Here is an 18,765-nt window from a genome sequence, read left to right on the forward strand (position 1 = left end):
GCAGCCGTTCGATCGCGGTACGCTGGCTTCGCACATCGACACCACCCGCGAAGCGGGAAGAATACAAGCCCATCACAATCCCGCAAGGGCGCGCTTCCGCAGCCGGCATATGCGCGGAAAAGCTCGCGTTGAGACTGACGCCGGGCATCATGATGCCCAGACAATTCGGTCCGATCAGCCGCATACCGTATTTTTGCGCCGCCCGCTCCGCCGCATCCGCCAGCGAACCCGGTCCGTGACCGAGCCCGGCACTGACAATGACCGCGCCCATACGGCCGGCTTCATCGATGAGTCAGGGGATCGAGCGTGCCGGAGCGGTGATGACGACCAGTTCCGGCGCAAAATCCAATTTTCCGATACTGTCGGCGGCCGTGACGCCGTCGATCTCGGGATAGCTCGGATTGACGAGGCCGAATTCGCCTTTGAACCTGGGCTTTGCGAATATCATTGAGAATGGCGCGGCCGACCGAGCCATGGCGCGGGCTGGCTCCGATGAGCGCGACCGAACGCGGCGAAAGCAAGTTTTTCAGGCGGTACGTCGCCATCAGGCTTTGATATCCGGCAAATCGCGGCCTCAAATGAAGCCACACGATTATCCCGCGCAATGTGTTCCTGGCGCGACAAGATAAGCCGACACGGTCTCGGGCCGATGAGAAATCGGGCTTCGGTCGACGACTTCGCGGGTATCGCCGGATCAGTGACGAACGTAGTCGCCCGGCGCATCGGGCAGACTCTTCTCGTCCGCAGCATTTGTCCCCATGCGTGGCCAGGCAATTTCTCGGGCTGTTTGAGTTTGTCGTGCGAACTCATTTGGGGTCAAGTTGCCGAGCGAGGTGTGGAGTCTGTCGTTGTTGTAATGGCACCTCCATTCTTCGAGACGATCGATGACGTCAGCCATCGACAGGAACCACGATGCGTTGAGACATTCTGCGCGCAGACGACCGTTGAAGGCTTCACAAAATGCGTTGTCCATTGGCTTTCCAGATCTGGAGAAGTCGATCTCCACGCCGCTAAGATGCGCCCGTTGATCCAGCATTTTGCCGGCAAACTCCGGGCCATTGTCGCAACGAACAGTCTGGGACTTGCCGCGTTCCGTAACGCGCACCTCTATATGTGCGGCCCTTACGTATTCATGGAATGCGTGACGGATGTTGCGTCTCGGAGATGGCCTTCTGCGAGCATTCATCAGGAGTTTTTCTCTCCTCCACAGAATCTGCACAATCCTACCGACGAGCAATTCACGGTTGCCCTCGCGAAGCGCAACATCGAGATTGTCGTCCCATTTGGGCAATCAATTGTCGATGTCCTGCATGATTCCGGCATTCCTATCGACGTGTCGTGCCGACACGGAATTTGCGGGACATGCATGACGGAGATTCTCAAAGGCAAGGCGGATCATCGTGACGCCTTCCTTTCGGCGGATGAGCACGCTTGCGGAAAGTACATGCTTCCTTGCGTATCCCGCGCCACGGGGACTCGCATCGTGCTTAACCTGTGATGAGGATCGCCTCCTGCTGACCGGTCAGGCCACCTGCTCTCATTGTGGGGGCGGCATGACCCAGCGCACGGGGACGTCGAGTTCTGGCAAAGTCTATTCGTATTACACCTTCGTGCATCCCGAATTTACCCTTGTCGACATGCGCTAGATCAAGTCAGCGGGCAAATCGTCTACACTACACCGAGCAACTTGGCGGTACGCAAAGGCGGCGCGTTTCGAGACAATCCCGCGCAAATGCATGACCATGCGCGGATCTCGTCAGCAGACCCATCTACAAGGGTGCCTTGGACACTCGAAATCTTGTTCACTTCAGCTTTGCCGAATTGTGGTGCGCTGTTTTATCAGGCTGCAACGGTCAGTTCCTTCTCGAACTGTTCATAGGCGGAGATGGCATCGGCGGCGTACATCAGCGACGGACCACCTCCCATATAGACGGCCATACCGAGAGTCTCTTCCACTTCCTGGCGGGTGGCGCCTAGTCTAACCAAGGCCTCGGTATGGAAGCCGATGCAGCCATCGCAACGGGCCGCCACGCCGATCGCAAGCGCGATCAATTCCTTCGTCTTTTTGTCCAATGCGCCATCGCGCGTGGCGGCCTGCGCGAGCGCCGAAAACGCCTGCATGGTATCGGGTATATCCTTGCGCAATTTCCTCAAGTCAGCGGAAATGCGCTTGGTGATTTCGGAATAGTTCTTTTCCATTTGAGATTTCCTTACTTGCTGGATGATGGCTGCGATGAGAGTTCACGAAACGCGATGTAGATAGCTGGAATCACGAGCACCGTCAGGAGCGTCGACGACGCCAGACCGAACAGCAGCGAAATCGCCAATCCTTGAAAGATCGGATCGAGAAGAATGGTCGCGGCACCGATCATGGCCGCCAGAGCGGTAAGCAGAATGGGCTTGAGGCGCACGGCCCCGGCTTCCCCAGCACCACATCGCTGCTGCTTCAGCTATGCTGTGTCCGTCCAATTTTACCGCCTCGATAGCGCATCGCATGTTTTTCGGCAGCCGCTGCAAGAGCCGTCTGACGTCGTATGTACGTTGTCGTCATGTGCCATGATCTGATCGGCCTCATCGATAGGCACATCAGCGAGCGACCTGCGGCTTCGACGCAGGAAATCGATCAACTTGTAGCGCGCAACAGCATGCACCCATGGCGAAAGCGGCCCCGCAGGGTCATAGGTATGTAGCTTGATGTTGATCGCCAACACCGCTTCCTGAACCAGATCCTTCAGCCTCTGCCGCGCCTTTCCCAATTCCCGCAAGTTTGCCTTTGTAATAAGCCCGGCGGCTCAATCGCTCAAGCAGCGCGCGGTACGAAGTCAGGTCGCCATCCAGGCTTGAAAGCATCAGCGCCTTCAGTTCGATTTCGCTGATCGTCATGCGTGCGTCATATCGTTAATTTTGCCGGTCTACCTGGTTTGGTTACAGACACCGGCGCCTTGGTGTCGAAAAATCGTGGAACTCGCTAACTTGGTCGTCCTGCATCTCAGTTGGTGGTCTCAAGGAATTCACTGTCCCGAGGGCGTTCGCAGGCCATGCCAAGCGTCACGCACCTGGTGGTAATGCACCTCCGGCAGATAATCAGGCGTATCGAGGCGCAGTGTCCGAACATCGAGCCGGCCCGTCGCGCTCAGCAGCGTGTAGGACGCGATCACCCGGTCACGCTGAGCCAGAATTTGGCGCGCGCGTCCGTTGGTCAGATCCTGTTGTGCGTTCAAGACATCGACCGTCGTGCGCTGGCCGGCCTGTGCTTCACGCTGCACACCTCGCAAAGCGATCCCGGCGGCTCGCACCTCCGACTCGGCAGCCGTGAGCGCAATCTTGGTTCCTTCGTTGGTTGCTGCCCCGAATGCTGCGGAGCCTGCGAGACTCACCACCGTGGCGAACGCCACAACGCGCGTGAACTTTGAAATCATTGGATCTTCTCCTCATGGGTCTGGTCTCTCCACGGCTTCGGAACCGAATCGAAAGCGCGCGGAATTGTCGCCACACGCGAGCGCAAACGGCCTGCGCGTCGGCAGCACGCGAGAGAAGATCAGACGCGCGGAGGAGGGAACGGCGGACTGCCGCTATGCAAAGCGACGACCTGATCCACCGGAATGGGGAGCGGATTTCCCGCCACGATCGGGAAATCAAAAGGAAAACTGGCGATATCAGCCATGGCACCCGACTGCGACGCGCAGAAGGCCAGCGGGCACTGATCGCTCGGCTGGTCGCAAGGGTTGGCCTTGGTCTGGTCCGCACAGCAGTCGTCCAGGGCTTCCGGCACGTCGGAAGCCACAGCTGCCATTTCTTGCGATGCGACCTCAGCCAGGCCGTGCGCCATCGAGCCGGAAATGGCGGCTCCCGCCATCGGCAGCATTGCCACCGACAGCGCGGTCACCAGGGCCAAGATGGTTCGAGAGAGGCGCATCGTCGTTTTACTCACCCGCCCATTCATACGTGCTGGCGGTATCCTCAAGTTTCTCCCTTATGACCCAAGAATCTCGCAGATCGTTGAGCTGGCTCAACTTGCAGCCTTTAATTCCCGATTAGTGTTTTGGCTTAGCTTGTGATTGATCTGCATTGGACGGCAAAACATGTCACCGCCGCAGGCATTGGTAGGATTGGAGCGTGTTTCCAACCGAATACGGCTTGGTTTTGCCAGACTTCTCTACGAAGGCTTTTTCGACGTCATGATGAGCGATCGATCCTGGCAGGAAGCGGTTATCGATTCTCTTGCGCCTCGGGCGGACGACCGCATTCTTGATTTCGGCACAGGTAGCGGGTCAATGGCGATTATGCTCGCATTGCGTTTTCCAAGCACGACCTTTGTCGCCTTGGACCCTGACCCGAGTAGCGTCGCGAAAGCGGTGCGGGACATCACGCGCCGTCACATCGAGAATGTTCAGGTCTTGGCCGAGACGACTGGCGATCGATTTTCGTTCGGCGCCGGCTCTTTCGATAAGGCCGTGAGCGTACTTACTTTCCATGATCGCTCGCCCGATGAAAAGTATCGCCTTGCAAACGAATTGCGAAGGATTCTGCGACGCGGCGGCACTTTACATGTGGCAGACTACGATAAGCCGACAAATTCCAACGAGCACAGAATACTCAAATTCACTGAGCGCATCTCTGGGCCGGCTGCCGCAACGCCACATCTGAACGGAAGCTGGACGGATTTTCTTGTTAAGGCCGGCTTTGTCGGCATACGCCGACAATCGTCGCAGTCTGTAGGGATTGGACGCATATCCGTCATTAGAGCCAGGAAACTGTGATGTGATGACCGAGCTTGGCATATCCGAGAGACGGGCATGCCGGGCTCTAGGTCAGCACCGATCGACACAGCGCAAGATTCCAACGACACCTGATGACGAGGCAGCTTTAACTGCCGATATCATTGAACTTGCCCGCCAATATGGCCGCTACGGATATCGCCGGATTACGGCGTTGCTTCGCAGAGCCGGCTGGACGGTGAACAAGAAGCGTGTTGAGCGGATCTGGCGGTGTGAGGGGCTGAAGGTCCCTGCCAAACAGCCTAAACGCGGGCGTCTGCGGCTCAACGACGGCTCGTGCATCCGTCTGCGGCCGGAGCGGCCCAACCATGTCTAGTCCTATGACTTCGTCGCTGACCGCACCCACGATGGCAAGGCGTTCCGGATGTTGTGCATCATCGACGAGTTCAGCCGTGAGAGCCTGGCCATCCGTGTCGCACGGAAGCTCAAGGCCACCGACGTCATCGAGGCACTCTGCGAGCTGTTCGTCTCGCGGGGCATCCCTGCGCACATACGTTCAGACAACGTCCTAAGAGCGGAAGGAAATAGAGAAGACAGTCAAAGTCTCTCTGTACGCCAGCATGCTCTCGCAGCATGACGCTCGTCAAGTTGCATGGTCGAACCAGGCGGCTTCCACGAGTAAAGGAAAGGATCTCGTCCATAGCAAACACAGGGTACGCCGATTGCGGCCCTCACCGTCCTCAACACGAGCTTCTGATCCAGGTGGAAGACCCGAACATTATCTACACCCGCGCCAGTGATCCGAACTCCGAAGCGCGGGCCAGGGATCGGAGACTCGCTCCCAAGATCCCTTCGTTAGTCGAACGTATGAATGATGCGTCGGCTGGACGGATCGACGATGTTTGTCCGTTCGACCAGGGCAAGGTGACTGCCGCCCGAACAGCCGCTTCATCGCCGCGGGCGAACGACGCGACGAGACTTGCGCCAGGGCGCTCGATCCAGAGTGACAGCTCGGCGGCGGCTTGGCGACGGACCATAGCGTGGAATTCGGCGATGATCTCTCGAGCCTCGATAGGCGAATACCGGCGCACGCGTCCTCGAGTAGGGTTCTACGGCGCCGACTTTTTTTTCTGACACCGCAGTTTCCGCACTCCGCAGTATCGCCAAAGGCAACAATGAGCGGCTCGATAAGCGGGCGGTCAAGACGTTAAGCAAATATGACTTCATAGAACCGTTCCATAAAAAATGGCGCTTAACGCCCAAAAGGCGAACGGGCAGTCAAATACCATGCAGAGAAAGATGCCTTTCACGCGAAGGGGAAAGCGGCGAAGAGCAGGCGGCGGCTGGCCTTTGATACAGAGCCCGTATCGTACAACGTCCTAGAGCAGCGTGGTTTTGGTGTGCCCGAAGAGATTCGAACACCGGCCCCAAGATTCGTAGTCAATGAGTGTTGGTGCTGACCAAGCGGCGGTGGCCGAACATGTCATTGAATAACGCCGATCAGGCGTGGTGGTCAGCACCGGCCCACTTAACGAGCCGTCCGCTCCGCGTTCTTAAGAAAAATCTAATTATGTCCCGGTCGTTAGACCGGGACGGTGAGCGAGTAATAATGAAAGTGGTTGCGGGGAGGCACAACCACCGATAGCGACATTCTCTCACGGTGGCCATTTGAGCGTTCAGTTGGTCCAATCCGTCATGAGGAATTTTGAGCTAGGTCCAGCCAAAAGACGATAGCCAAATCCAACATCCACCCTCGACCATCCACCCTCGACGTCCGCTTTGCATCGACCGGTTCGAGCCGGCAGCCATTTCCATAGTGTTTAGCGCGCCGTATTATTTCGAGGCCACCGGCGGTGCCGAGAGTGGCGAATTGGAAGTCGGGTTCTCGTCGCCCCATCCATGCTCTTTCGCCGAATACCAATCGCGTCCGACCAGATTATGGGTATTTCCGTGGCTGGGAAGGCGGACGCTCGTCGATGCACCGAAGGCTTGATCGGCGTTGCGCTGTACCCCCTGATCGAGAATGAGCATCGAACCAATGGCGATGACGACTGCCGACATTACTGACATGAGAAAAACGCGCATAGCAACCCTCCTCAACTCTTCATTTGATGATCAAACTATGAGCGCATCGATCGAATACATTGATCTGCGTCAAGACAGCCGAGCGTGAGGGAGACGCGGCAAGAGCCATTCGCTAGGCGAGGCAGTTACGGTAGGTTTGTTCTTCGAAGTTTCTAGTATCGTGGTAGAAGGCCGTCATCGACCGCATGGACCTGTTGACCAAAAAAATGGTCCGGCGCGAGCCATGGGAACAGTTTCACAATTTGATAAGACGGAGCTTTTGATGAACCTCGGATCAACACCGCGGTGGGTCCGGATTTGCAGTTGCCGTGGCGGCTATTGCGGCCGCCGAGTATCTGATGAAGCCCCGAATCCCGCGCTAATTAGCGGCTCGTCTTAAAATTGGGAGCGGCCTAATTCGCCCAGTGCCAGCCTTTCTTAGCTACCTCACCGGCGATAGAGATTGGGTATGTGCTTCTGCGAAGACGTGTTGTGCAGAAATATGATGGCATACACCGAGGCGTGCTCCCGACGCCGGGACTACAAGGAACGCCGTGGTGGTACCTGCGCAGCCCCAGCGCCCTCCACTTCCCCGATCAGCAGCCTTTCAGCGCCTGCGCTTCGACAAGCTCGAATGGGGCGGTCCAAATACCGGCGCAAGTGCCCGCTGGGACATGGTGGCGTTCGTCGGCACCGACTACGACAAGCTCTTCTTCAAGTCCGAGGGGTTTTACAACGGGAAGACCAGGACGACTGAGGAGGGCCAGTTTCAGGTCCTCTATTCACGCCTGATCAGCTATTACTTTGATGCCCCGTTCGGCGTTCGCCAGGACTTCTCCAAAAAATCGCACCGGACCTACGCCGTCATCGGCTTGGAGGGCCTCGCACCGGGCTTCATCGAGATCGACGCGGATGCCTACATCAGCCAGAAGGGCGAGCTTTCTGCTTCGATTACTGCGTTCCATTATCTTTTGATCACTAACCGGCTGATCCTGCAACCGCGTATCGACGTGAGCTGCAGGCGCAATCGGTACCTGATCTGGCGCTCGGCGCCGGAATTACGGATTTCGAGCTGGACGCACGCGTGCGCTACGAGTTTACGCGCAACGTGGCGCCATATGTGGGCGTCAATTGGGACCGCAAGGTCGGCCAGACGGCGACGATTGCCAGAAATAACGGCGAGGCAGTATCCAGCGTGTCGTCCGTCGCCGGCGTACCTCTGTTCTGGTAGACCGGGACTAGCTGCGTGCAAGATAGACGTGGACACGCTATAGTGTGCGGCAACCTGATTGCATATTTCGGCTTCCCCGCCTGGGGTATATCGTCCATACGTCGGCACAGATAAACTAGGAGGAGATATCGTGCGCCAAGCAGCAACCGTTTCTGCCGCGATAGTATTCGGCCTTGCGATTTTTTTTGACCTTGCAGTTGCCCAGATACTTACACCAACGCCAAGCGAGTGGATGGACAAGCTCGATCGGGAACACAAACAGCTTGTTTCTCCATCGGGACACGTGTCTGCGAGGGGGCAGGTCCAGGCTATCGATAGGGGCCCCGGTGCGGCTTCGGTCACCATCCTGACCGAGGACATGAAAAGCGCTGATGGTAGCATCAGGATGCCGGCAATGGAAATGCCCTTCCACGTCACGAACCCTCGCATGCTGAAAGGGCTGCGGCCCGGAGACATGGTGGAATTCGAAGCAGCTCGGCTGAGAAACGCTGTGATGATTACAGACATCCGCAAAGCGCGTTAGTCGCGATCGAAAAATCACTGGTCGGGACCTGTCGGAACGCCGGAGGAGGTGCGCACGAAATTTCGAGCTTGCAGGAGCAGCTTGATCCCGTGGCACTGCTGCAGGAGAGTCGCCGCCGGCGCCGCTGAAAACCACTGGGCGGCTGGTACGCCACGCTCAATTGAAAAACGCGCTGCACCGAAGACACGTTGACGGCGATCGCGCAAGGATCCGTTTATCAGCACCGATTTCCTCCGCCTGGTCCGCTTCGGCCTCATTAAGGCTCGTCCTCTGCTGTGTGGAGAGGCCAAGTTTATCGGCATATTCGAGATAGAATCCGGTCGCGCCCACGTGATAGATGTGCGATGCACCGGGAAACCCGGGAAGATTGGTTTGCATCGACATGCCGGCGCCTCCTCGCGCGCTGCCTCCCGGCGTCTGCCCCATGGATCCCATGCAGCAGCCGCCTCCCATGCCGCCGGACGAAGTGCCGGACATTCCCCCCGACCGAGGAAACTCGTGCGGCGCACTTTCGACCGCGCGGCTTAGATGGCTCCGCCCGATCCTTCTGATCCCATCATGAGGCGGCAACACGCCGACCTCGGAGAGAAGCAAGAGCCTCGCAGGATGATCTCTGGCACCGAGGATGCTCCAAAAAGGAGCTTGCATCATGCGCCCCGAATAGAGAAGCAGTTTCCCTTTGCAGCCTCCGCCAGGATCAGCTTGTCCAGCGTCAGATCCGACACCGCTCGCCGAAGACGATTGTTCTCAATCTCCAGCTCTTTGAGTCGCTTCACCTGATCGCCCTTCAGGCCACCGTACTCGTTTCGCCATCGATAGTACGTTACTTCCGTCACGCCTATCGCTCGGACTGCATCTGCTACCTGCCGGCCCTGTGCCATCAGCACATCAACCTGCCGCAGCTTCGCAACGATCTCTTCAGCCGTATGCCTCTTCCTTGCCATCGATCTTATCCTCCATCCGAAAAACATACTTCAGGGAGGACCACTTAGCGTAATCGCGGGTGGCACCACTCGACACTTGAGCGGCAGCTCCCCAGACTGATCGTGTCGAAGGATCGGTCTTTGCCCGCAAATGAAGGGGAGCTGCCATGACGAAGTATGCCGCACTTGATGTCTCGCAGGAATTAACAGCTGTCTGCGTCGTCGATGAGACGGGACGGATCACGGCCGAGAAGAAGATTGCGACTTGTCCGGAGACAATCAATTCCTGGTTGTCGAAGAACGCGCCCGATCTGGTTCGTGTCGGGATGGAGACTGGTCCGCTGGCTGTATGGCTATGGAATGAATTACACGATCGGGGCGTTCCAATCGTGTGCATGGATGCTCGGCACGCCCATGCTGCCTTGAAGATGCGGCCGAACAAGACCGATCGGAATGATGCCGCTGGGCTCGCCCAGATCGTTCGCACAGGCTGGTTCAAGCACGTCCGGATCAAGTCTCGAGATAGCTACGAGGTTCGATCGTTGTTGGCCGCTCGTGAGGTTCTCGTTCGGACCCGCGTCAAGCTGGAGAACGAAATCCGCGGGCTCTTGCGCACCTTCGGTGTGCTGTTTGGCAAAGCCTGCGGGGGCTTTGCCTTGCGGGCCGAAGAGATCGTCGCGGGTGAACTCGACGCTTCAGCGCCAATGCGCGTCATTGTCGAGACGCTCATGCAGGCTCGAATGGCCATCCTCGATCGCCTCAAGGTTTTCGATCGCCAGGTATTGATGATTGCCAAAAAAAATCCGACAGCACGCTTGTTTATGACAGCTCCGGGTGTTGGTGCGATCACAGCTCTCTCGGTTGCGTCGGTCTTCGATGATGCCGAGCGCTTCAAGCGATCATCGAGCGCAGGCGCTTATCTCGGATTGACGCCGCGCCGCTACGAGTCAGGCGAAGTCAGCCGGAATGGGCGGATCTCCAAACACGGAAACCAGATGACGCGGAAGCATCTCTATGAGGCCGCCACGACGTTACTGACAAGAACCAAGGCCTTCTCGACCCTCAAGGCCTGGGGCCTCAAGCTCGCCAAGGTTGCCGGCTTCAAGAAAGCGCGTGTCGCTGTGGCACGGAAGCTCGCCGTCATTCTCCACGCAATGTGGAAGACAAACACACAGTTCTGTTGGAGCGCTACGGCCGCATGATCAGATCCATGCTGCCCTGACAACGCTTCCAACGGCGCGTCCCCGCCGGGACGCATGGCGCAGATCAGGCCGTCCCTTTGAATGTGGCATCACCGAACTTCCATGATGACCACGTGGACCACTTCGGCCGATCCACCATCCGACGCCAACATGCGGCATGCAGACCATCGACCGCGGAGAGAACTCTGAGCCCGGCGAGAACGCCCAATCATGGAAGAAAAGTTATTGACGAGCGCGATTAGAGAACTTCAAAGGGGGCAGATCATCAGCTGCCGACGATGCGACGCTATCCAACATCGCAGGATATGAATGGGTGAGGCTAGAACAGCAAGCGCTGGGCATTTGACGAATCACTATCGATCCATGCCAGAGCGACACGCGGATCGATTCCGGCAACATCAATGAGTCTGTCTGGATTCAGGATACGAAGGCGTCGATAGTGGAATTCGGCCACCCCGTCCTTTCGTAAATCTCGCAACACCCGATTAACATGAACGTGGGTGAGACCCGTCGCGTCACCAATGTGCTCCTGGGTCAACGGCAGATACATTTCCTCACTGCGATGTCCGGGCCAACGCAGCCGACATCGAATGAACAGCTCGAGGAGCAAGTATGCCACTCGCTCTCGTGCGGAACGTCGGCCCATACTGGACAAATGGTCGTAGGCGAAGCTACGATCTTGTGAGATGAGACCCGCAAGCTGCATTCCGATCTCAGGATTGTTCATAGCAAGACGTCCAAGATTCGAATGCGGAATGATGCCGACGGTCGCGTCGGTGAGAGCCTGCGCGCTATAGTTCATCACTGAACCCTGTGTAGGCATAAAGGCCAGCACGGCTCCTGGCAGGGCGAACTGGAAAATTTGCCGGCGACCATCCTCCATCAAACTATAGAGGGCAACCCACCCGTTGATGAGGCTGTAGATCGCATCGCCTTCCTCGCCGATGCGGAATAGATCGCAACCGGCTTTGACCTGACGATCGGCCAACCTGTAACGGTCGGCTATACGCAACCCGACCGCGGCGCGGTCAGGATCAAAATCATCCCCATGCAGCGGACCGGTCTGACGATTTGAGGGGATCTTTCTCGCCACACTCATGGAATTTAACATTTTCACGACTCCCGAAGGCTGAGTACACATATCTCATCAAGGGCGGGCTCGAGAACCGAAACCCGCGACGTAAATTGTCTCCGATCAAACGCCGCTCGGTCGCGAAAAATGGCGATGGCGTGTTCGATCGAGAGCTTGATCAGAGAGTGGTTCGGGGAGGTCGAAACTAACTGTCTGATTGAATCAAAGACAGGTACGTTTGCGGAGGTGGAAAATCCAATTTCAAAATGAGATTCTGAGCCGCGGACCAGCCCGCAGAAATCATACCCGCTGTACAGCCAGGACAGCACGAGCCTGCCCCAAAACCGTAGTGATGGCCTGACTTGTCATCATAACAGGCGACGGTCATGATAGCAGGCTTGGCGACCGAAGCTGCTACAGTGGATTGCTTTGCGATCAATTTGGTCGTGGCCTGCGTAGCATGCGGTGCGGGGTTGTTGCGATCTTGACACGCATGCGATGGCGCGATTGTCCCAAACGTGAACAGGATCAAAATCACCGCAACAAGCGCAGCCCAGTTCAACACGACACCACCGCACTCAAAAAACGAGTTTGCGTTGTCGGGCCGATTTGGCGTTGGCAAAGCAAACATGCCGCGCTCGTCGAGTTTCCGGGTAACAATACTAATATAATACCAATAATCGAGACTGGCGCACAGCCGCTTGATCTGAATCAATTCGCGCCGACTACAGAAATCTTAGGATCATAAAAGTTGGATGTCTGATCGAGATTAAGGTTAGAAGTTCGGGTATTGCCTATTTTTAAGGAATGTTGACCGCACGCAGGTAACCAGTGGCAGACACAGCATCCGGCCGATCGGTCGCGCAGATTGCTGTACTGGTGATGAATCCCGGATTCATATCGCTGCTGTGTCCATTTTTCGAAAAGTGTGACGGTGTCTTGCTCATTGATGCGGTCAATGGCTCGAAAGAATTTCGTCCACGGAAGCACTTGGACGCCGAATCGATGTGTGACCTCATTCTGGAATTGAAGCCTAGGCGAGTGATCTTCGGATTCATCAATAAGCCCGAAAAACAGCGGCTACATGCAGCGGGTATCGACGTTCGCCTCGGCGCTTGTAATTGTACCGTCGATGAGCTTGTGACCTCATTTTCCGGTTTGCCAAAGGCTTGATGGGCTGGCTCTCGTCGCGAGTCTTGATGCATTTATAGTGAAATGCATATATGGCGAACCCTCGTCGCAGCTACATGTCCGTCGTCAGATAATTTGAGACTGATCAGGCATTTCGAGAAGGGAGGCTCTGGCTCATCAGGGGTTAGAGTTTAAGCTGCCTTCAGCTGATGCGGCAAGCGACGGTTTGCGATGGTGGCACGCTTGATGCGTTTGCGTTCTGCGAGGATCGTCTCAGCTCTCCCGAAGTAGACGTCAGCCGGAGTGAGGTTGTCGATGCTCTCGTGATAGCGGACGTGGTTATAGTGCGCGACGAAGGCATCGATCTGCCGTTCGAGATCGCCAGGCAGGTAGTAGTTGTCGAGCAGGATGCGGTTCTTCAGGGTCTGGTGCCAGCTCGATCTTCCCCTGAGTCTGAGGATGATACGGTGCCCCGCGCACGTGCTCCATGCCCTTGTGTTCGAGCCACTTGGCCAGATCGTCCGCGACGTAACTCGATCCATTGTCGCTCAGAAGCCGGGGCCGCTGCGTGACGGTGATCTGGTCAAGGCCCGAGGCCGCGAGGTCGAGCGTGGCCGTGACGTCGGAGGCACACATAGTGGGACAAAGCTTCCAGGCCACGATGTAGCGCGAGAAGTCATCGAGCACTGTAGAGAGATAGTACCATCCCCAGCCGGTGATCTTCAGGTAGGTGAAGTCCGTCTGCCAGAGCTGGTTGATAGCGGTGGTCTTGTCCTTGAACTCGTTCGCCGCCTTGATCACCACATAGGCCGGGCTGGTGATCAGGTCGTGCGCCTTCAGCAGGCGGTAGACCGAGGCCTCAGAGACAAAATACTTTCTCTCGTCGGTAAAGCGCACGGCCAGTTCGCGCGGCGATAGCTCAGGAACCTCCAGCGCCAGATCGATGATCTGGCGGCGCACACCATCGGGGATGCGATTCCAGACGCGATCCGGTCGAGACCGATGGTCGGCCAGCGCTTCATCGCCGCCCTCGCAGTAGCGATCATACCATCGATAGAATGTGGCACGCGGGATCCCGAGCTTGTCCAGCGTGCGCTTGGCCGGCAGATGCGATTGCTCGACCAGCTGGATGATCTCGGCCTTCTCGGACGCGGGATATCTCATGCCTCGTCCTCCCCATCCCCGCTCATGCTTTTTTTTTAAGCAGGCGGTTCTCCAGGGTGAGGTTGGCCACGACCTCCTTCAGCGCTGCGGCCTCTCGGCGAAGATCCTTCACCTCACCGGACGTCGCCGCACGCGCCGTATCACCGGCCAGCCGACGCTTGCCCGCCTCGAGGAATTCCTTGGACCAGCCATAATACATTGAGGCGGCAATGCCCTCGCGACGACAGAGCTCCGAGATATTCTCCTCGCCGCGCAGTCCTTCCAGCACGATGCGGATCTTCTCTTCCGCCGAGTACTGCCGACGGGTCTGACGCCGAATGTCCTTCAGCACTTGTTCTGCCGGCGCTTTACCCGGCCCGGATTTCTGTTTCATCTGCGCTCCTTGCGGCTACGATGAACCAGAAATCCTCCTTTCGTGAAGTCCCTCAATTTGTCTCAATGGTGCTGACGGGGAACACCGCCAGTATCATCAGCGAGTGAGCGGACAGTTCATGCACCTCCATCATATTAATTGCGAGCGTGGCATTGAACGCTAGAGGTGAGGGAATTTCGGTAACACCGTAAAGCGGCAGGCCCTTACCGAAGGAAAATTGAAGCAGGATGCCGGTGACTGGCACCATCAGAAGCATCGCGTACAGCACATAGTGCATCAATCTGCCCACCCTGGGCCATATCCCAAATACCGGGCGCTCGGCCGGAGGCGGCGAAGACATGGCGCGCCAGAGCGCTCGCAGCACGAGAACATCAAACAGCGCCAATCCTACCGCGATGTGAACCAATAGAGTGACGGTGCGGCTCGATGCTTTCAGCACATCGTCCGTCAAAAAGCCAAGCATCCAACAAGTCACGACAAGAACAGCCATCAACCAATGCAGAATCTTGGTGACCGTGCTGTAGCTCTGAGCTGTGCTTTTAAGATGCATATGAAGCCTCCCGACAACGCTATCCGAGCCTGCAACCGCTTCCAGAACTCCGGGAGCGGTAACGTCGCACGGAACAAAGATCGCAGCCCCGATTTGCTGCTTAGGCGGGCAGCGGACAGCACGCCGCCTCGGACTGAGCTGCGGCATGGCTCATAGATTCCGCTTGGGTCTCCTGCCTGGCTCGCCTCGAGAACACGGTGCGAAGTATCAACACCGCCAGTGCGATGGAGGCGACCCGAACCGCTGCGGGATCAGCGCGCGACGTTAGAATTACGGACGCCGCAAGCCCCACCACGGCGCCCGCAAGCGTTGCACCGGCGAGGTATTCCAGCGTTAGTGTCGACCTTGCCTAGGACGTGTTGGGCCATCGGCAAACTTAACCTCGATCAAAGACATGCTTCGGGGAACCGGCGACCAACAGATTCAGCATGAAATGGCGCTCACATCTCTGGTGCATAGGCCAAACTTCGTCGAGTATTCCATGAGCACCCTGGTCTCCCGGAGGCCGCACTAAACAGCAGGATTGCGTAGAATGACCTCCGACGGGCCACATGCCCACAACCATAACCCCGACGGTCATGCCAGCGGCCGGCGGCAAGACGACCATACAGGTGCTCAGATCGTGGCGGCGGCCGGCTCCAGCCATTCCGAACATGCCGGGCACGGCGGCCATGACCATTCCGCAATGGTCGCTGACTTCCGCAAACGGTTCTGGGTCACGCTTGTCCTTACGCCACCCGTCCTGCTTCTGTCGCCGATGATCCAGCACTGGCTTGGCGTTGCTGAGACGCTCACCTTTGCGGGAGACGGGCTGATTCTCTTCGCTCTTTCAACGATCGTCTATGTTTATGGCGGCTGGCCGTTCCTCACCGGCTTCCTATCCGAGCTGCGCAAGGGGCAGCCCGGAATGATGATGCTGATCGCGCTCGCGATCTCGGCCGCCTATTTCTTCTCGGCCGCGACCACGTTTGGCTTTCCGGGAGAAGCCTTCTACTGGGAACTGGTGACGCTGGTCGCCATCATGCTCCTTGGCCACTGGATCGAGATGCGATCGGTCATGGGTGCGTCACGCGCGCTCGAAGAGTTGGTGCGGCTGCTGCCCGACAGCGCGACGAAAATCGGCGCTGACGGCTCTATGCGCGAGGTCCCCATCTCCGCATTGCAGCCGGGGGATCGGGTTCTCGTCCGCCCGGGCGCCAAAGTGCCCGTGGACGGGAAGATCATCGAGGGGGCGTCCGGCTTCAACGAGGCGATGCTGACCGGCGAATCCCGCCCGGTCTCGAAGACGGTCGGCGCCACCGCCATCGGCGGCGCGATCAACGGCGCCAACGCCGTGACCATCGAGGTGACGGCCACCGGCAATACCACTTATCTCGCACAGGTCATCGACCTCGTGAAGAAGGCGCAGGCGACGCGATCCAGGACGCAGGACATCGCCAACCGCGCTGCCTCATGGCTCACCTACATCGCTCTCGCCGTCGGCTTCGGTACGCTCTTCGTCTGGTGGCTCGTTCTCGGCGCGTCGCTTGAATTCGCGCTCGAGCGTATGGTGACGGTGATGGTCGTCGCCTGCCCGCATGCGCTTGGGCTTGCCGTTCCGCTCGTTGTCGCCGTCAGCACCTCGCTCAGCGCCGGAAACGGACTTCTAATCCGTGACCGCGCAGCCTTTGAACGCGCGCGCAATCTGAACGCAGTGGTCTTCGACAAGACCGGAACGCTGACGGAAGGCCGCTTCGGCGTGAGCGACATCGTGCTGCTCGCCAGCGGTGACGAGAACGAAGAACTCGCTTTGGCCGCAGCGGCCGAGAGCCAGTCCGAGCATCCGATCGCCCACGGCATCGTCGCCGAGGCCAGGGATCGCAACTTGACCGTCCCGAAGGCGAGCGACGTCAGCAACATCACCGGAGAGGGCATCGTCGCAAAGGTCGATGGTCAGGACATCCGTATTGTCAGCCCCGGCCACCTCGCAAGGCAGGGCAAGGCGATCGGCCACGAGCGGCTCAAGCAGCTGGAGGCTCAGGGCAAGACGGTGGTCGTCCTCGTCCGCGATGGCGAGCCGCGCGCGTTGTTCGCGCTGGCCGATATCGTTCGGCCGGAATCGAAGGAGGCCATCGCCGAATTGAAGGCGCTCGGGATCAACTCCGTGATGCTCACTGGCGATGCCAAGGGGGTCGCGCAAGCAGTTTCGGAGGAACTGGGCATAGCTGAGTATTTCGCCGAGGTGCTGCCGGATCAGAAGTCCGAGAAGATCAAGGAACTGCAGGCGCGCGGACTGCAGGTTGCCATGGTTGGCGACGGCGTGAATGACGCACCGGCGCTAGTCGTGGCCGATCTCGGGATCGCCATCGGCGCCGGCACCGACGTGGCGGTGGAATCGGCCGACGTCGTTCTGGTCAGGAGCGATCCGCGCGATGTGGCCGCGATCCTCGGCCTGTCACGCGCCACCTATCGCAAGATGGTGCAGAACCTGATCTGGGCGACCGGTTACAACGCAATTGCCATCCCGATGGCGGCCGGCATCACCTTCGGAACCGGTTTCCTCATGACCCCGGCCGTCGCCGCCGTCTTCATGTCGGCCAGCACCGTCATCGTCGCCATCAACGCGCAGTTCCTGCGTTTCTACAGGCAGCACAAATGAAGGCGTCGTCGGATCAAACGAGCATGCGTTCATGCGCCTGATTCTGCCCTTACCCGGAAATGAGACCTTCGCCCGTCATCTGGCAGAAACCGGAGGATGGGAGCTTGGTGAGATCGAGACGCGCCGCTTTCCTGACGGCGAAACCTATGTGCGGATTCTGTCCGATGTCGCGGACCGACGCGTCGATCTTGTCTGCACACAGGCACGACCGGACGACGGGTTTCTGCGTCTCGTCTTCGCAGCCGATGCGGCCCGGTCGCTCGGCGCGCGCGAGGTCACGCTCGTCGCGCCTTACCTCGCCTATATGCGGCAAGATCGTCGCTTTCTGACTGGCGAAGCGGTGACGTCAAAGACCTTCGCCCGCCTCGTGTCCTCGACCTTCGACCGACTGGTGACGGTCGACCCGCACCTCCACCGCTATCCCGCTCTTTCCGCGCTCTACACGATCCCAACAGAGACGCTTCATGCCGCGCCGCTTCTCGCCGACTGGATCGCGGCGGAGGTGGAGAAGCCTCTCGTCATCGGGCCGGACGAAGAAAGCGAGCAGTGGGTTTCGGCCATTGCAGAGCGCATTGGTGCTCCCCATGCCGTCCTACACAAGATTAGGCACGGCGACCGCAGCGTCGACGTCGAACTCCCTGATCTCTTGCAATGGAGCGGCCTCCGGCCGGTCCTCGTCGACGACATCGCGTCCTCCGGCCACACGCTCATTGAAGCCGCCCGCAAGCTCCCCCTCCAAGGATTCTCGCGGCCCGTCTGCGTCGTCGTCCATGGAGTCTTCGCCGAGGATTCCTATGAGCGCTTGTTGGCCGTCGCCGACAGGATCGTTTCGAGTGATTCCGTCCAACATGTGAGCAACGCCATCCGTCTCGCGCCCCTGATCGCCACGTCCATCTCGGCCGCCGAGAAGGTTTCGGAGTATCTTGTCCGGCACAGGCGGCCGCCCGAACCGCTCGATAAAGTCGAACGCGCAGGCATCGACTCCTTTCCAGCCAGCGATCCGCCACCCTGGACAAGCGGCGTCGGTTCAACACAGAGACGGACCCCACGACAAGGAAAAGGTGATAGCGCAACATGAGTGAAACGACATCGGACGCATTCGCGATCTGGCGGAAGGGCTACGGACCCATCAAGCACAGCGCCGAGACGGTCCAGCGTGTTGCAGCACTCGCAGCC

General features: G+C 58.3%; 17 protein-coding genes and 7 pseudogenes. 9 read left to right on the forward strand and 15 right to left on the reverse strand.

The annotated features are described in order from the left end of the window. Both HNQ36_RS24275 and HNQ36_RS24280 read right to left on the reverse strand, forming a co-directional pair. Positions 1 to 545: pseudogene (locus HNQ36_RS24275) on the reverse strand (CoA-binding protein); the annotation flags it as partial. Between the two features lie 224 nt (positions 546 to 769). After that, positions 770 to 1,069: pseudogene (locus HNQ36_RS24280) on the reverse strand (transposase); the annotation flags it as partial. Positions 1,070 to 1,132: 63 nt separating this feature from the next. On the opposite strand from HNQ36_RS24280, the gene HNQ36_RS26685 reads away from it, so the two are divergent. Next, the gene (locus HNQ36_RS26685; RefSeq protein WP_210312197.1) at positions 1,133 to 1,498 is read left to right on the forward strand and encodes a 2Fe-2S iron-sulfur cluster-binding protein; all 366 of its coding nucleotides are present in this window, start codon (positions 1,133 to 1,135) and stop codon (positions 1,496 to 1,498) included. Positions 1,499 to 1,839: 341 nt separating this feature from the next. Here the strand turns inward: HNQ36_RS26685 and HNQ36_RS24290 are convergent, their stop codons facing one another. The 6 genes and pseudogenes from HNQ36_RS24290 to HNQ36_RS24315 all read right to left on the reverse strand — a co-directional run bounded on the left by HNQ36_RS24290 (position 1,840) and on the right by HNQ36_RS24315 (position 3,931). Continuing rightward, complete coding sequence (locus HNQ36_RS24290) at positions 1,840 to 2,199, reverse strand: carboxymuconolactone decarboxylase family protein (protein ID WP_184090102.1); 360 nt, start codon at positions 2,197 to 2,199, stop codon at positions 1,840 to 1,842. Positions 2,200 to 2,210: 11 nt separating this feature from the next. Then, a pseudogene (locus tag HNQ36_RS24295) lies at positions 2,211 to 2,423 on the reverse strand (hypothetical protein); the annotation flags it as partial. A gap of 48 nt (positions 2,424 to 2,471) precedes the next feature. Further along, the gene (locus HNQ36_RS24300) at positions 2,472 to 2,711 is read right to left on the reverse strand and encodes a hypothetical protein (protein WP_347340004.1); all 240 of its coding nucleotides are present in this window, start codon (positions 2,709 to 2,711) and stop codon (positions 2,472 to 2,474) included. Next, positions 2,677 to 2,883 carry a hypothetical protein gene (locus HNQ36_RS24305; RefSeq protein ID WP_184090278.1) on the reverse strand — a complete coding sequence of 69 codons (207 nt, stop codon included), beginning with the start codon at positions 2,881 to 2,883 and terminating at the stop codon, positions 2,677 to 2,679. Before HNQ36_RS24305 ends, HNQ36_RS24300 begins: the two co-directional genes overlap by 35 nt. A 128-nt stretch (positions 2,884 to 3,011) precedes the next feature. Beyond that, positions 3,012 to 3,368: pseudogene (locus HNQ36_RS24310) on the reverse strand (TolC family outer membrane protein); the annotation flags it as partial. 170 nt (positions 3,369 to 3,538) lie between these two features. Continuing rightward, complete coding sequence (locus tag HNQ36_RS24315) at positions 3,539 to 3,931, reverse strand: hypothetical protein (protein ID WP_184090107.1); 393 nt, start codon at positions 3,929 to 3,931, stop codon at positions 3,539 to 3,541. Between the two features lie 151 nt (positions 3,932 to 4,082). On the opposite strand from HNQ36_RS24315, the gene HNQ36_RS24320 reads away from it, so the two are divergent. Together HNQ36_RS24320 and HNQ36_RS24325 are read left to right on the forward strand one after the other, a co-directional pair. After that, the gene (locus HNQ36_RS24320) at positions 4,083 to 4,760 is read left to right on the forward strand and encodes a class I SAM-dependent methyltransferase (RefSeq protein ID WP_184090110.1); all 678 of its coding nucleotides are present in this window, start codon (positions 4,083 to 4,085) and stop codon (positions 4,758 to 4,760) included. Position 4,761: 1 nt separating this feature from the next. Next, positions 4,762 to 5,283: pseudogene (locus HNQ36_RS24325) on the forward strand (IS3 family transposase); the annotation flags it as partial. Between the two features lie 1,268 nt (positions 5,284 to 6,551). On the opposite strand, the gene HNQ36_RS24330 reads toward HNQ36_RS24325, so the two are convergent. After that, on the reverse strand, positions 6,552 to 6,803 hold the full coding sequence (locus tag HNQ36_RS24330; protein ID WP_184090113.1) for a hypothetical protein: 252 nt from the start codon (positions 6,801 to 6,803) through the stop codon (positions 6,552 to 6,554). A gap of 536 nt (positions 6,804 to 7,339) precedes the next feature. Here HNQ36_RS24330 and HNQ36_RS24335 point away from each other — a divergent pair. Beyond that, positions 7,340 to 8,056, forward strand: coding sequence for a copper resistance protein B (locus tag HNQ36_RS24335; RefSeq protein ID WP_430641406.1), 717 nt, complete (start codon positions 7,340 to 7,342; stop codon positions 8,054 to 8,056). Between the two features lie 87 nt (positions 8,057 to 8,143). Next, positions 8,144 to 8,536 carry a copper-binding protein gene (locus HNQ36_RS24340; protein ID WP_347340005.1) on the forward strand — a complete coding sequence of 131 codons (393 nt, stop codon included), beginning with the start codon at positions 8,144 to 8,146 and terminating at the stop codon, positions 8,534 to 8,536. Positions 8,537 to 8,692: 156 nt separating this feature from the next. Here HNQ36_RS24340 and HNQ36_RS24345 read toward each other — a convergent pair whose 3' ends face one another. Beyond that, positions 8,693 to 8,920: a hypothetical protein gene (locus HNQ36_RS24345; protein ID WP_184090281.1), complete on the reverse strand. Its 228-nt coding sequence runs from the start codon at positions 8,918 to 8,920 to the stop codon at positions 8,693 to 8,695. A gap of 278 nt (positions 8,921 to 9,198) precedes the next feature. Continuing rightward, a pseudogene (locus HNQ36_RS24350) lies at positions 9,199 to 9,480 on the reverse strand (transposase); the annotation flags it as partial. Positions 9,481 to 9,626: 146 nt separating this feature from the next. On the opposite strand from HNQ36_RS24350, the gene HNQ36_RS24355 reads away from it, so the two are divergent. Next, complete coding sequence (locus tag HNQ36_RS24355) at positions 9,627 to 10,661, forward strand: IS110 family RNA-guided transposase (protein ID WP_184090116.1); 1,035 nt, start codon at positions 9,627 to 9,629, stop codon at positions 10,659 to 10,661. A 319-nt stretch (positions 10,662 to 10,980) separates the two neighbouring features. Here HNQ36_RS24355 and HNQ36_RS24360 read toward each other — a convergent pair whose 3' ends face one another. Together HNQ36_RS24360 and HNQ36_RS24365 are read right to left on the reverse strand one after the other, a co-directional pair. After that, a complete protein-coding gene (locus tag HNQ36_RS24360; protein WP_246395520.1) occupies positions 10,981 to 11,772 on the reverse strand; it encodes a Crp/Fnr family transcriptional regulator in 792 nt (263 codons plus the stop codon). Between the two features lie 166 nt (positions 11,773 to 11,938). Then, positions 11,939 to 12,448 carry a hypothetical protein gene (locus tag HNQ36_RS24365; protein ID WP_184090122.1) on the reverse strand — a complete coding sequence of 170 codons (510 nt, stop codon included), beginning with the start codon at positions 12,446 to 12,448 and terminating at the stop codon, positions 11,939 to 11,941. Positions 12,449 to 12,564: 116 nt separating this feature from the next. Between HNQ36_RS24365 and HNQ36_RS24370 the strand changes: the two genes are divergently transcribed. After that, positions 12,565 to 12,906: a hypothetical protein gene (locus tag HNQ36_RS24370; RefSeq protein ID WP_184090125.1), complete on the forward strand. Its 342-nt coding sequence runs from the start codon at positions 12,565 to 12,567 to the stop codon at positions 12,904 to 12,906. A gap of 149 nt (positions 12,907 to 13,055) precedes the next feature. Here the strand turns inward: HNQ36_RS24370 and HNQ36_RS24375 are convergent. Together HNQ36_RS24375 and HNQ36_RS24380 are read right to left on the reverse strand one after the other, a co-directional pair. Beyond that, a pseudogene (locus HNQ36_RS24375) lies at positions 13,056 to 14,401 on the reverse strand (IS3 family transposase). Positions 14,402 to 14,453: 52 nt separating this feature from the next. Then, positions 14,454 to 14,951, reverse strand: coding sequence for a cytochrome b (locus tag HNQ36_RS24380; RefSeq protein ID WP_184090128.1), 498 nt, complete (start codon positions 14,949 to 14,951; stop codon positions 14,454 to 14,456). Positions 14,952 to 15,483: 532 nt separating this feature from the next. Between HNQ36_RS24380 and HNQ36_RS24385 the strand changes: the two genes are divergently transcribed. Then, positions 15,484 to 17,589 carry a heavy metal translocating P-type ATPase gene (locus HNQ36_RS24385; RefSeq protein ID WP_246395521.1) on the forward strand — a complete coding sequence of 702 codons (2,106 nt, stop codon included), beginning with the start codon at positions 15,484 to 15,486 and terminating at the stop codon, positions 17,587 to 17,589. Between the two features lie 31 nt (positions 17,590 to 17,620). Next, positions 17,621 to 18,667 carry a ribose-phosphate pyrophosphokinase gene (locus HNQ36_RS24390; protein ID WP_184090131.1) on the forward strand — a complete coding sequence of 349 codons (1,047 nt, stop codon included), beginning with the start codon at positions 17,621 to 17,623 and terminating at the stop codon, positions 18,665 to 18,667. The last annotated feature ends 98 nt before the right edge of the window (positions 18,668 to 18,765 follow it).

The sequence above is a fragment of the Afipia massiliensis genome (assembly GCF_014203115.1).
Taxonomy (GTDB): domain Bacteria; phylum Pseudomonadota; class Alphaproteobacteria; order Rhizobiales; family Xanthobacteraceae; genus Afipia; species Afipia massiliensis.